General features: G+C 72.0%; 12 protein-coding genes. 3 read left to right on the top strand and 9 right to left on the bottom strand.

Features of this window, described 5'->3' with window-relative positions; genetic code table 11:
• The first annotated feature begins 577 nt into the window (after window positions 1–577).
• The 3 genes from HMPREF0731_RS14120 (at window position 578) to HMPREF0731_RS14110 (ending at window position 3,551) form a co-directional block, all read left to right on the top strand.
• Window positions 578–1,561 carry an adenosine kinase gene (locus HMPREF0731_RS14120; RefSeq protein WP_040613460.1) on the top strand — a complete coding sequence of 328 codons (984 nt, stop codon included), beginning with the start codon at window positions 578–580 and terminating at the stop codon, window positions 1,559–1,561.
• A 27-nt stretch (window positions 1,562–1,588) separates the two neighbouring features.
• The gene (locus HMPREF0731_RS14115) at window positions 1,589–2,500 is read left to right on the top strand and encodes an AEC family transporter (RefSeq protein WP_007004831.1); all 912 of its coding nucleotides are present in this window, start codon (window positions 1,589–1,591) and stop codon (window positions 2,498–2,500) included.
• Window positions 2,501–2,576: 76 nt separating this feature from the next.
• Complete coding sequence (locus HMPREF0731_RS14110) at window positions 2,577–3,551, top strand: Bug family tripartite tricarboxylate transporter substrate binding protein (RefSeq protein ID WP_007004830.1); 975 nt, start codon at window positions 2,577–2,579, stop codon at window positions 3,549–3,551.
• A 138-nt stretch (window positions 3,552–3,689) separates the two neighbouring features.
• On the opposite strand, the gene trpA is transcribed toward HMPREF0731_RS14110, so the two are convergent.
• From trpA to HMPREF0731_RS14065, 9 genes are all read right to left on the bottom strand, one after another.
• Window positions 3,690–4,520 (bottom strand): tryptophan synthase subunit alpha, encoded by an 831-nt coding sequence (trpA, locus tag HMPREF0731_RS14105; protein WP_007004829.1) that lies wholly within the window; start codon window positions 4,518–4,520, stop codon window positions 3,690–3,692.
• The gene (trpB, locus tag HMPREF0731_RS14100; RefSeq protein WP_007004828.1) at window positions 4,517–5,734 is read right to left on the bottom strand and encodes a tryptophan synthase subunit beta; all 1,218 of its coding nucleotides are present in this window, start codon (window positions 5,732–5,734) and stop codon (window positions 4,517–4,519) included. Before trpB ends, trpA begins: the two co-directional genes overlap by 4 nt.
• A 149-nt stretch (window positions 5,735–5,883) precedes the next feature.
• A complete protein-coding gene (locus HMPREF0731_RS14095; protein ID WP_007004827.1) occupies window positions 5,884–6,549 on the bottom strand; it encodes a phosphoribosylanthranilate isomerase in 666 nt (221 codons plus the stop codon).
• Between the two features lie 2 nt (window positions 6,550–6,551).
• The gene (gene pyrF / locus HMPREF0731_RS14090) at window positions 6,552–7,265 is read right to left on the bottom strand and encodes an orotidine-5'-phosphate decarboxylase (protein ID WP_007004826.1); all 714 of its coding nucleotides are present in this window, start codon (window positions 7,263–7,265) and stop codon (window positions 6,552–6,554) included.
• On the bottom strand, window positions 7,265–7,621 hold the full coding sequence (locus HMPREF0731_RS14085; RefSeq protein WP_007004825.1) for a lipopolysaccharide assembly protein LapA domain-containing protein: 357 nt from the start codon (window positions 7,619–7,621) through the stop codon (window positions 7,265–7,267). Before HMPREF0731_RS14085 ends, pyrF begins: the two co-directional genes overlap by 1 nt.
• Window positions 7,618–7,944: an integration host factor subunit beta gene (gene ihfB, locus HMPREF0731_RS14080; protein ID WP_007004824.1), complete on the bottom strand. Its 327-nt coding sequence runs from the start codon at window positions 7,942–7,944 to the stop codon at window positions 7,618–7,620. The genes HMPREF0731_RS14085 and ihfB overlap by 4 nt, the downstream gene beginning before the upstream one ends.
• A gap of 52 nt (window positions 7,945–7,996) precedes the next feature.
• Window positions 7,997–8,911 (bottom strand): signal peptide peptidase SppA, encoded by a 915-nt coding sequence (gene sppA / locus HMPREF0731_RS14075; protein WP_040613363.1) that lies wholly within the window; start codon window positions 8,909–8,911, stop codon window positions 7,997–7,999.
• Between the two features lie 197 nt (window positions 8,912–9,108).
• Window positions 9,109–10,818, bottom strand: coding sequence for a 30S ribosomal protein S1 (gene rpsA / locus HMPREF0731_RS14070; RefSeq protein WP_007004822.1), 1,710 nt, complete (start codon window positions 10,816–10,818; stop codon window positions 9,109–9,111).
• Between the two features lie 327 nt (window positions 10,819–11,145).
• Window positions 11,146–11,513: (d)CMP kinase (locus HMPREF0731_RS14065; RefSeq protein WP_007004821.1), on the bottom strand; the 368-nt coding region annotated here is incomplete at its 5' end.

Here is an 11,513-nt window from a genome sequence, read left to right as displayed (position 1 = left end):
GGCGCCGGCATTCACCGGCGGCCGCGGCGGCACGCCGACGCCGGCGGGCGGCTGGCTGGGCTTCGGCGGCAGGGACATGGCGGCGGCCTCCTTGCTGGGCGCGGGGCGGAAGGGGGGAACGGCGAGATCCGGGTCGCGCGCCACCGGAACGGTGGTGGGCGCGGCCTGGTCCTGTGTCCCTCCCGGCGCGGACGCGGGCGGTGTGGGCTCTTCGCGGCGGCGGAAGATGGACATGGTGCCCCCTCTGCACGGACGTGTGGTGAAGCCTGGCGCTATTTTGCCGAACCCTCGGCGCGCATCTGTGCGGGGCTATCACGCGCGCCCCCCGCCGGACAACGGGGGGTGGCAGGGAATGCTTCATTTTCCTGCGTCTTTCGCGTGATGCGCGATTCGATCGAAAGCCTTGCCCCGCCACGCCGCGCGCCCCGCTTCATCGCGCCACCGCAACCACCGCGCCGCCGAATGTGAGCGCCGCCCCCCATCTATGAAGCCGGCCGCGCGGCTGCTATCGCCGCCCGGCGGGGGCGGCGCGCTGGGCGTGCGCGGCGCCGCATCCACACAGCAGGGGCAGCGCGCCATGACGGCCACCACCTTCGACATCCTGGGCATCGGCAATGCCATTCTCGACGTGCAGGCGCGCGCCGAGGACGCCTTCCTGGCCGCGCAGGGCATGGTGAAGGGCAGCATGGCGCTGATCGACACCGACCGGGCCGAGGCGATCTACGCCGCCATGGGCCCCGGCATCGAGAGCAGCGGCGGCTCCGCCGGCAACACCTGCGCCGTCGCCGCGACGCTCGGCGCCCGCGTCGCCTATCTCGGCAAGGTGGCCGAGGACACGCTGGGCCAGGCCTTCGCGCACGACATCCGTGCCGCCGGCGTCACCTTCCCCACCGCCCCGCTCAGCGGCGGCGCGCCGACCGCGCGCTGCCTGATCCTGGTGACGCCGGACGGCCAGCGCACCATGAACACCTATCTCGGCGCCTGCGTGACCTTCGGCGAGGACGACCTGGACGAGGCGATGATCGCCTCCGCCGCGGTCACCTACATGGAGGGCTACCTGTTCGACCCGCCGGCGGCGCAGGCCGCCTTCCGCCGCGCCGCCGCCGTGGCGCACCAGGCGGGGCGGCAGGTCTCGCTCTCGCTCTCCGACCCGTTCTGCGTCGGCCGCCACCGCGACGCCTTCCGCGCTTTGGTCGCCCGCCAGGTCGACATCCTCTTCGCCAATGAGGACGAGATCATCAGCCTCTACGAGGCCGACAGCTTCGAGACGGCGATGCAGGCGGTGCGGCAGGAGGTGGGGCTGGCCGCGCTGACCCGCTCGGAGAAGGGCAGCGTCATCATCGCCGGCGACCAGACCATCGAGATCGCCGCCGAGCCGACCAAGGTCGTCGACACCACCGGCGCCGGCGACGCCTATGCCGCCGGCTTCCTGGCGGCGCTGACCAAGGGCCATGCCCTGGCCGAATGCGGCCGCTGGGGCTCGGTCGCCGCGGCCGAGTGCATCAGCCATTTCGGCGCCCGCCCGCAGGCCGACCTGAAGGCGCTGGTCGGCGCGAAGTAAGGCCGCCGGCCGGCCGGGGAGCGGCGCATGGGCCCGTGGCTCGACGCCTTCGTGGCGACCTTCGGCATGATCGCCCTTGGCGCCGTGCTGCGCCGCAAGCTGCTGCCCGACGTCGCCATCTGGGCGGGGATGGAGAAGCTGGTCTTCACCATCCTGCTGCCGGCGCTGCTGGTCTCCTCGATCGGGGCTGTGGATCTGGCGCGGCTGCCACTCGGCAGCCTGGCCGCCACCATCTGGGGCACGCTGCTGATCGGCACCGCGCTGTCCTTCGCCCTGGCCCGCGCGCTGCGGCACGGGCATGCCACCACCACCTCCATCCTGCAGGGCGGCATCCGCTACAACAACCTGCTGGCCTTCGCCGTCGCCGGCGCGGTGCATGGCGCGCCGGGCATCGCCTTCGGCGGCATCGCCACCGGGCTGATCGTGCCCTGCGTGCAGGTGATCATCACCATCGCCTTCGCCCTGGGCGGCCAGACCCGCCCCGACCCGCTGCGGGTGCTGAAGCAGATCGCCACCAACCCGCTGATCCTGGCCTGCGCCGCCGGGCTGCTGCTGGCGCTGCTGGGTGGCCCGCCGCCGGGGCTGAACGGGCTGCTGCGCGGGCTGGCCCAGGGCTCGCTCGCGGTCGGGCTGCTCTGCGTCGGCGCGGCGCTGACGCCGGGCGCCATGCGGGCGCAGCCGCTGACCCAGGCGCTGACCGGCGGGCTGAAGCTGTTCGTCATGCCCGCCATCGCCGTGCTGCTGGCGCGGCTGCTGGGGCTGGAGCCGCTGGCCGCCTCCATCGCCATCCTGTTCATGGCGCAGCCCACCGCCTCCACCGCCTATGTCCAGGCCCGCGCCATGGGCGGCGACGCGCCGCTGATGGCCGCGATGATCACCACCCAGCATGTCGCCGCCATGCTGACCCTGCCGATCTGGGTCTGGCTGCTGGCGCGCTGAGGCCGGACGCCGCATGATGCGGCGCACACCGGCCCTCCCCGCGCCGGTCGCTGCCCGAGGAAGGAAGAGGCCGGACATGCTGCTGGGTCGACGCGCGCTTTCGCTGGGTCTGCTGGGTGCCGCCGCCGGGGCGGGCGCCGCCCGCGCCCAGGCCCCCTGGCCGGAGCGGCCGCTGCGCTGGGTGGTGGGCTACCCCCCCGGCGGGCCGAGCGACACCTTCGCCCGGCTGGTCGCCGCCCAGATCGGGCCGCGCCTCGGCCAGAACATGGTGGTGGAGAACCGCGTCGGCGGCGGCGCCGTGCTGGCCAGCGAGACGGTGGCCCGCGCCACCCCCGATGGCTACACCCTGCTGCACACCGACAATGGCAACCTGGTCTACAACCCCGCCCTCTATGGCCGGCTGCCCTATGACCCGGATCGCGACCTGACGGGGGTCGGCTTCATCGGCCGCTTCCCCCTTTTCCTGGTGGTGCGGCCGGACAGCGCCATCCGCAGCTTCGAGGACTACGTCGCCGCCTCCCGCCGCCAGGCGCCGACCTATGGCTCGCCCGCCGTCGCCTCGCCGCACCACCTGGCGATGGAGATGCTGAAGCGCCGCGTCGGCTTCGAGGCCACCCATGTCCCCTATCGCGGCGGCCCCGCCGCCATGCAGGACCTGCTGGCCGGCACGGTGGACAGCGTGCTGATCGACTGCGCCACCGGCATCCCCTTCCTGCGCGACAACAAGGCGCGCGGGCTGCTGGTGATGTCGGAAACCCGCTCCGCCCAGGCGCCCGACGTGCCGACCACCGGGGAACTCGGCATCGCCCGCGCCATCGCCTTCGGCTGGCAGGCCATGTCCGCCCCTGCCGGCACCCCGGCCACGGTGATCGAGCGCCTGAACGCGGAACTTCGCGCTGCCGTGGCGTCGGATTCCATGCAGGAGCGGATGCGCGGCCTGGGGATCGAGAGCGCGCCCTGGTCGCCCTCGGAGTTCAACGACTTCGTGGCGCGGGAGAATGCCGAATGGCGGCCGCTGATCCGGGAGCTGGGAATCCGGCTGGATTCTTAAAGTAAGGGTTCTTTTTTTGGAAAAAAGAACCAAAAAACTTTTTTCAGTTTGGCGTCCCGCCTATGGCCATAAGCGGGACGCCAACGGATAAAGTCTTTTTGCTTCTTTTTCTTCAGAAAAAGAAGATAGCTAAAATACTTAAGCCGTCACCCGGGCGTTCTGCACCGCCTCGGCCAGCTCCCGCACCTGGTCGAGCACCTTGCGCACGGTATCGGGCCGCGCCCGGCCCTGCTCGTCCAGCGACTTCGCCAGCGTGTCGATCAGCGCCGAGGCCACCACGGCGCCATCCGCCACCTGCACCGCCTCCGCCGCCTGCTGCGGCGTGCGCACGCCGAAGCCGATGGCGATCGGCAGGTCGGTGAACTTCCGCACCTTCGGGATGGCCGCGGCCAGCGCCTCGCGCGAGGCGCTGCGCGTGCCGGTGATGCCGGTGATCGCCACGTAGTAGATGAAGCCGCTGGTGCCCTCGAGCACCTTGGGCAGCCGCGTCTCATCCGTGGTGGGGGCGATCAGGCGGATCAGGTCGAGGCCGTTGGCGGCCGCCGGGCCGGAGACCTCGTCGGCCTCCTCCGGCGGCAGGTCGACGATGATCAGCCCGTCCACGCCCGAGGCCCCGGCATCGAGGCAGAAGCGCTCCACCCCGTAGGAGAGGATGGGGTTGTAGTAGCCCATCAGCACCACCGGGGTCTCGTCATCCTCGCGCCGGAAGTCGCGCACCATGGCGAGCGCCCCGCACAGCGTGCCGCCGGCCTTCAGCGCGCGCTGCCCGGCCATCTGCACGGTCGGGCCATCGGCCATCGGGTCGGTGAAGGGCACGCCGAGCTCGATCAGATCCGCCCCCGCCCCCGGCAGGCCGCGCAGCAGGGCCATGGAGGTGGCGGGGTCGGGGTCATAGGCCTCCAGGAAGGGCATCAGCGCGCCCCGCCCCTCGGCCTTGAGCTGCGCGAAGCGCGCGGCGATGCGGCTCACAGCGTCTCTCCCATGTGCTTCGCCACGGTGAAGATGTCCTTGTCGCCCCGGCCGGACAGGTTCAGGACGATGATCTTGTCCTTCTCCAGCGTCGGCGCGAGCTTCATGACATGCGCCAGCCCGTGGGCGGATTCCAGCGCCGGGATGATGCCCTCCAGCCGCGAGCAGAGCTGGAACGCCTCCAGCGCCTCCTGGTCGGTGACGCTGACGTAGGTCACGCGGCCGATCTCGTGCAGCCAGGAATGCTCCGGGCCGATGCCGGGATAGTCGAGCCCGGCCGAGATCGAATGCGCCTCGGTGATCTGCCCGTGATTGTCCTGCAGCAGATAGGTGCGGTTGCCGTGCAGCACGCCGGGGCGGCCGCCGCCGATGGCCGCCGCGTGCTCGCCGCTCTCCAGGCCGCGCCCGGCCGCCTCGACGCCGTAGATCGCCACCTCCTCATCGTCGAGGAAGGGGTGGAACAGCCCCATGGCCGAGGAACCGCCGCCGACGGCGCAGACCAGCGCATCCGGCAGCCGGCCTTCGGCGGCCAGGATCTGCTGCTTCGTCTCCTCGCCGATGACGCACTGGAAGTCGCGCACCATCTGCGGGAAGGGCGCCGGGCCGGCGACGGTGCCGATGCAGTAATAGGTGTCCGAGACATTGGCCACCCAGTCGCGCAGCCCCTCATTCATCGCATCCTTCAGCGTGCCGGCGCCGGAGGTGACGGGCACGACCTCCGCCCCCAGCAGCTTCATGCGGAAGACGTTGGGCTGCTGCCGCTCGACATCGGTGGCGCCCATGTAGACGACGCATTTCAGCCCGAACAGCGCGCAGGCCGTGGCGGTGGCGACGCCGTGCTGGCCCGCCCCGGTCTCGGCGATGATGCGCGGCTTGCCCATGCGCTTGGCCAGCATGATCTGGCCCAGCACGGCGTTGATCTTGTGCGCGCCGGTGTGGTTCAGCTCCTCGCGCTTGAAGTAGACCTTGGCGCCGCCGAGGTGTTCCGTCAGCCGCTCGCACAGCCAGAGCGGGCTGGGCCGGCCGACATAGTCTTTGAGCAAGCGTCGCCACTCCGCCATGAAGGCCGGGTCGTTGCGGGCCTCGTTATAGGCCTGCTCGACCTCCTGGATGACGGGCATCAGCGTTTCGGCGACGAAGCGGCCGCCGAACTGACCGAAGCGACCGCGCCCATCCGGGCCCTGACGCAGAGAATTTGGCAGAGGCTTGTTCACTCATCCCTCCAGGCTGCGCGTCGTGGTGCGCGCGCAGGCATATGGGCGCATTGCCGGGCCTGACAGCCCGCCCTTGGCACCCGGGACGACTCTTTTACCCGAAAGAAAAAAGAAGGGGGCCAGGGGGAATTCATTCCCCCTGACTTTTTTTACCCCACCGCCTCGGCCGCGTGCGCCTGGGCGACGAAGCTGGCGATCAGCACCGGGTCCTTCACCCCGCGCGTGCGCTCCAGCCCGGAGGAGGCATCGACCGCCGGCGCCCCGGTGGCGCGGATGGCGGCGGCGACGTTCACCGGGGTCAGCCCGCCGGCCAGCATCCAGGGGCGCGGGATGGCGCGCCCGGCCAGCAGGCCCCAGTCGAAGCTGACGGCGTTGCCGCCCGGCAGGCTGGCGCCCGGCGGCGGCTTGGCGTCCAGCAGGAAGCGGTCCACCACCGGGGCATAGGCGTCCAGCCGGGCGAAATCCGCCGCCGTGGCGATGCCCAGCACCTTCATCACCGGCAGGCCGAAGCGGGCGCGGAGGGCGGCGCAGCGTTCCGGCGTTTCCTCCCCGTGCAGCTGCAGCAGGCCGAGCGGCGCGTGCTCCAGCGCCGCCGCGATCTCCTCGTCGCTGGCGTCGACGAACAGCCCGACGCAGAGCGGCCGGCGCCCGGTGCCGCCGCGCGCCGCCAGGGCGCCGGCCTGTTCCGGCGTCACCCCGCGCGGCGAGGGCGGGTAGAAGACGAAGCCCACCATGTCGGCCCCGGCGCGGCTGGCCGCGTCATAGGCCTCCGCATCGTTGATGCCGCAGACCTTGACCTGGACGCGGCCGGCCATGCTCAGGCCTCCACCAGCCCGGCGGCGATGGCGGCGGCGGCGGCGCCAGGGTCGGCGGCCGCGGTGATCGGCCGGCCGATCACCAGCCAGTCGGCCCCGGCGGCGATGGTCTCCTCCGGTGTCGCGATGCGCGCCTGGTCGCCCACCGCGCTGCCGGCGGGGCGGATGCCCGGCACCACCAGCAGCGGCGCGTCGCCGAAGGCGTCGCGCAGGCGGGAGACCTCCTGCGGGCTGCAGACCAGCCCGTCGGCGCCGGCTTCCAGCGCCAGCCGCGCCAGGCGCAGCACCTGCTGGGCCGGGCCACCCGCCACCCCGGTCTCGGCCAGGCCGGCGGCGGTGAAGCTGGTCAGCACGGTCACCGCCAGGATGGCTGGCCGCTCCTCACCGAGAGACTCCTCGGCGGCGCGGCGGGCGGCCTCGATCATGGCCGCGCCGCCGCCGGCATGCAGCGTCAGCATCGCGGGCTTCGCCGCGCAGACCGAGCGCACGGCGCCGGCCACGGTGTTCGGGATGTCGTGGAACTTCAGGTCGAGGAAGACCGGCCGGTGCCGCGCCACGCGGTGGACGGCGGCCAGCCCCTCGGCGCAGAACAGTTCCAGCCCGACCTTGACCAGCCCGACATGCGGCGCGACGGCGCCGGCCCAGGATTCGGCCTGGGCGAGGCGCGGCGTGTCGAGGGCCGCAATGATGCCGGGCCGGTTGGGCTTGCGGCGCATCAGGAGGCCCGGGCCAGGGCGGTGCCCCCACCGGCGGGGGCGAGCGGCGGCACCGGGGAGGGCGAACTGGCCTCCTCCTTCGCGCGCAGCTCGGCCAGCTCGGCCTCCAGCAGTTGCGCGGCGCGCTGCATCTTGCGGGCGCGGCGGCGGTAGTGCAGGGCGCCGCCCCAGGCGACCAGCGCGCCGAGCAGGAAGGCGATGGCGGCGGCGCCGAGCACGGCGCCGGCCAGCGGCACCTCCCAGGCCAGGTCGAAGGGCCAGAGCAGCAGCGAAACGGGCGCGGTGTTGCTGATGGCGAACAGCACCAGCAGCAGCAGCAGGATGGCGGTGAGGATCAGCCCGATGAGGCGCATCATGCCACGGCCGTCCCGCGCGGGGCGCGCTTCGGATCCTGCAGCGGGCCGCCATTGACGCGCTCGCGCAGCTCCTTGCCCGGCTTGAAATAGGGCACCGCCTTGCCGGCGACCTCGACGGCCTCGCCGGTGCGCGGGTTGCGCCCGGTGCGGGCGTCGCGCTGCTTGGCCGAGAAGGCGCCGAAGCCGCGCAGCTCCACCCGGTCGCCGCGCGACAGGGCGGCGGTGATCTCGTTGAAGATGGTGCCGACGATCAGCTCGACATCCGGTTGCCGCAGATGCGGGTTGGCCGCGGCCAATTGGGCGATCAGCTCGGACTTGGTCATGCCGCGACGCTCTCCTGCCGGATGCGGGGGATGGGGGAAAAGGCCGGCCCGGTCATGGCCGAAGCTGCCAAACGGCCCGCGCCCCGTCAATCGCAAGCCATTCTGAAACCACGCTTTTCATCAGCGCGCGGAGCGAGACGCCGAGCGCCCGCTCGGCCGCGCTGCGCGGGTCCAGGTCGCGCACGGGCGTGCTGGCCGGGATGTCCTGCTCGGCCGCCAGCCAGGCGCGCGCCTCGGGCTCGCCGCCGATGGCGTCGATCAGCCGCAGCTCCAGCGCCTGCCGGCCGGTGTAGATGCGGCCATCGGCCAGCTCGGCCACGCGCTCGCGCGGCAGGTTGCGGCCTTCGGCCACGATGGTGACGAACTGCTCGTGCAGGTCGCGCAGCACCGCCTCCAGCGCGGCGCGGCCCTCGGGCGTCAGCGGGCGGAACGGGTTGGGCTCGCCCTTCAGCGCGCCGGAGGTCAGCATCTCGGCGCGGATGCCGAGCGTGTCCAGCAGCCGGCTGGCCTCGAAGCTCTGCAGGATGACGCCGATCGAGCCGGTGAGGGTGGAGTCGCGGGCGAAGACGCGCTGCGCCGGCATGGCGATCATGTAGGCGGCCGAGGCGCCCATGCCGCGCATCACCGCGACCACCGGCTTGCCGCTGTCGCGGAAGCGGCGCAGCGCGGCGTGCAGCCCCTCGCCGCCCGCGACGGTGCCGCCGGGGCTGTCGATGGAGAGCAGGATGCCGCGCACGGCGGGGTCGCGCGCCGCCTCCAGCACCGCCTCGGTCAGCTTGCGGTCGTCGGAGATGGTGCCCTCGACCGTCAGCCGGGCGAGGTGGCCGCCGGCGACGGGCAGGCCGCGCCCGGCCAGCAGGGCGCCGGCGCCCAGCACCGCGACCACCGTCAGCACCCGCCAGAACAGCAGGCGCCGCTTCAGGCGGCGGCGGTCGACCAGCAGGTCCTGTTCCAGCGGCGTGCTCATCGCCGGCATCAATGGGGGGGCGGCAAGGGGGGGTCAAGGGGAAGGCGCAGCGGAACGGCCGGGCGCGCGGGGCGGGCACGAAAAAGGGGAGGGCTTTCGCCCTCCCCCCTGTCTCATCCGGCCTGCCCCGCCCCCGGCTGGCGGAACGCTGCGATGCAGCGTCCCGCTTCCCCGCCAGACGGCGGCAGCCCGAAAGATCAGTCCTCGGTGACCATCTGGTTGCGGCGGCGGATGGCCGCGCCCAGGATGTCGCCCAGCGAGGCGCCGGAGTCGGCGGTGCCGTACTCCTTCATCGCCTCGCGCTCCTCCTCGACTTCCTTGCCCTTGATGGTCAGGGCCAGGCGGCGGGCGGCGCGGTCGACGGCGGTCACCTTCGCATCGACCTTCTCGCCGATGGCGAACTTGTCGGGGCGCTGGTCGCCACGGTCACGGGCCAGCTCGGCGCGGCGGATGAAGCCCGTCAGGACCTCGTCGACCTTCACCTCGATGCCGTTCTGCTCGACCTTGGTGACGACGCAGGTCACGACATCGCCCTTGCGGACGCGGTCGAGGACCTCGGCGGCCGGGTCGGCCTGGAGCTGCTTGATGCCGAGGGAGATGCGCTCCTTCTCGACGTCAACATCCAGCACCTTGGCCTTGACGATGTCGCCCTTCTTGTAGGCGGCCATCGCCTGCTCGCCCGGGATCTCCCAGGAGAGGTCGGACATGTGCACCATGCCGTCGATCTCGGGCGCCAGACCCACGAACAGACCGAACTCGGTGATGTTGCGGATCTCGCCCTCGACCATCGAGCCGGGGCCATGCGCCTCGAGGAACAGCTCCCAGGGGTTGCCCTGGGCCTGCTTCAGGCCGAGGCTGATGCGGCGCTTCGGCTCGTCCACGTCCAGGATCATCACGTCGACTTCCTGCGAAGTGGCGACGATCTTGCCCGGATGGACGTTCTTCTTGGTCCAGCTCATCTCGGAGACGTGGACCAGGCCCTCGACGCCCGGCTCCAGCTCCACGAAGGCGCCGTAGTCGGTGATGTTGGTCACGCGGCCCGAGAACTTGGCGCCCACCGGGTACTTGATGGACACGCCCTCCCACGGGTCGGACATCAGCTGCTTCATGCCGAGCGAGATGCGCTGCGTCTCGGAGTTGAAGCGGATGACCTGCACGCGGACCTGCTGACCGATGGTCAGGGCCTCGGACGGGTGGTTGATGCGGCGCCAGGCGATGTCGGTGACATGCAGCAGGCCGTCCACGCCGCCGAGGTCGACGAACGCACCGTAGTCGGTGATGTTCTTGACCACGCCGTCGAGGATCATGCCTTCCTTCAGGCCCTGGATCAGCTCCGAGCGCTGCTCGGCGCGCGTCTCCTCGAGCACAGCGCGGCGCGAGACCACGATGTTGCCGCGGGCGCGGTCCATCTTCAGGATCTGGAAGGGCTGCGGGCTGCCCATCAGGGGCCCGACATCGCGCACCGGGCGGATATCGACCTGGGAGCCGGGCAGGAAGGCCACGGCGCCGCCGAGGTCGACGGTGAAGCCACCCTTGACGCGGCCGAAGATGACGCCGTTGACGCGCTGCTGCGCGTTGAACGCCTTCTCCAGGTTGGTCCAGGCTTCCTCGCGGCGGGCCTTCTCGCGCGAGAGCACGATGGAGCCGTCACGGTCCTCGTAGCGCTCGACGAAGAGCTCGATCACGTCGCCGGGCTTGACCTCGGCCTTCTGACCCTGGGGAGCGAACTCCTTGAGGGGCACGCGCCCCTCGGACTTCAGCCCGACATCCACAACCGCGAAATCGTCATCGACCCGGATCACCTTGCCGGTGACGACCGAACCGGCGAAGCCGGTGTCGGCGCCCAGCGTCTCGTCGAGCAGGGCGGCGAAATCTTCGGTCATGGACGGGCTGTTGGCATTAGCCATGAAGCAGAGTTTTCCTGATCCGCCCCCAGGCGGCGCCCGGGGAGGATTCCTGCGCCCCCGCTCGCGCGGGCACGGCTTGACCGGACGCCCCTTCCCTCGGGATGCGGGACGCCGCTCGGTCCAGGTTGCGACAGGCGGATGACGGCCCGCCTTTTCCGGCCCGGGCGCGGCGTTGCGCCGAGGCGCGCCACCGGACTCCGGACTCCCCGCCGCCAACCGGCGGTAGAGATGGGGGACTCGCCTAGGCCAGTTGGCGGCCCATCGTCAAGGAGATTCCCCCCATCCGCGCAACAATCCTGATGCTGCGGCGCGAAGAGGGATCGGGCCTCAGCCGGGCAGCTTCGCCCGCAGGATGGCCCAGGCGGCCTGGAAGGCGGCCTCGGCATCCAGCGCCGTGGTGTCGAGCAGCGCGGCATCCGCGGCCGGCTTCATCGGCGCGGCGCTGCGCCCGGCATCCTGGGCGTCGCGGGCGCGGAGCTCGGCCAGCACCTGCTCCGGCTCAGCCGCGACGCCGCGCGCCCGCAATTCCAGCCAGCGGCGGCGGGCACGTTCCTCGTCCCCGGCGGTGACGAAGAGCTTCACCGGCGCCTCGGGGAAGACCACCGTACCGATGTCGCGCCCATCCAGCACCGCGCCATGGCGGCGGCCGAACTCGCGCTGCCAGTCCAGCAGCGCGGCGCGCACGGCGGGGATGG

This window comes from Pseudoroseomonas cervicalis ATCC 49957, assembly GCF_000164635.1.
Classification (GTDB): Bacteria; Pseudomonadota; Alphaproteobacteria; order Acetobacterales; family Acetobacteraceae; genus Pseudoroseomonas; species Pseudoroseomonas cervicalis.
Note: the sequence above shows the minus strand (reverse complement) of the source record. Positions and strands in the feature narration are given on the sequence as shown.

Coding starts and splice junctions, on each gene's coding strand:
- ihfB (WP_007004824.1), bottom strand. CDS start 7,944: ATGACCAAGTCCGAGCTGATCGCCCAATTGGCCGCGGCCAACCCGCAT.
- HMPREF0731_RS14085 (WP_007004825.1), bottom strand. CDS start 7,621: ATGATGCGCCTCATCGGGCTGATCCTCACCGCCATCCTGCTGCTGCTG.
- HMPREF0731_RS14110 (WP_007004830.1), top strand. CDS start 2,577: ATGCTGCTGGGTCGACGCGCGCTTTCGCTGGGTCTGCTGGGTGCCGCC.
- HMPREF0731_RS14095 (WP_007004827.1), bottom strand. CDS start 6,549: ATGGCCGGCCGCGTCCAGGTCAAGGTCTGCGGCATCAACGATGCGGAG.
- sppA (WP_040613363.1), bottom strand. CDS start 8,911: ATGAGCACGCCGCTGGAACAGGACCTGCTGGTCGACCGCCGCCGCCTG.
- rpsA (WP_007004822.1), bottom strand. CDS start 10,818: ATGGCTAATGCCAACAGCCCGTCCATGACCGAAGATTTCGCCGCCCTG.
- pyrF (WP_007004826.1), bottom strand. CDS start 7,265: ATGCGCCGCAAGCCCAACCGGCCCGGCATCATTGCGGCCCTCGACACG.
- HMPREF0731_RS14115 (WP_007004831.1), top strand. CDS start 1,589: ATGGGCCCGTGGCTCGACGCCTTCGTGGCGACCTTCGGCATGATCGCC.
- HMPREF0731_RS14120 (WP_040613460.1), top strand. CDS start 578: ATGACGGCCACCACCTTCGACATCCTGGGCATCGGCAATGCCATTCTC.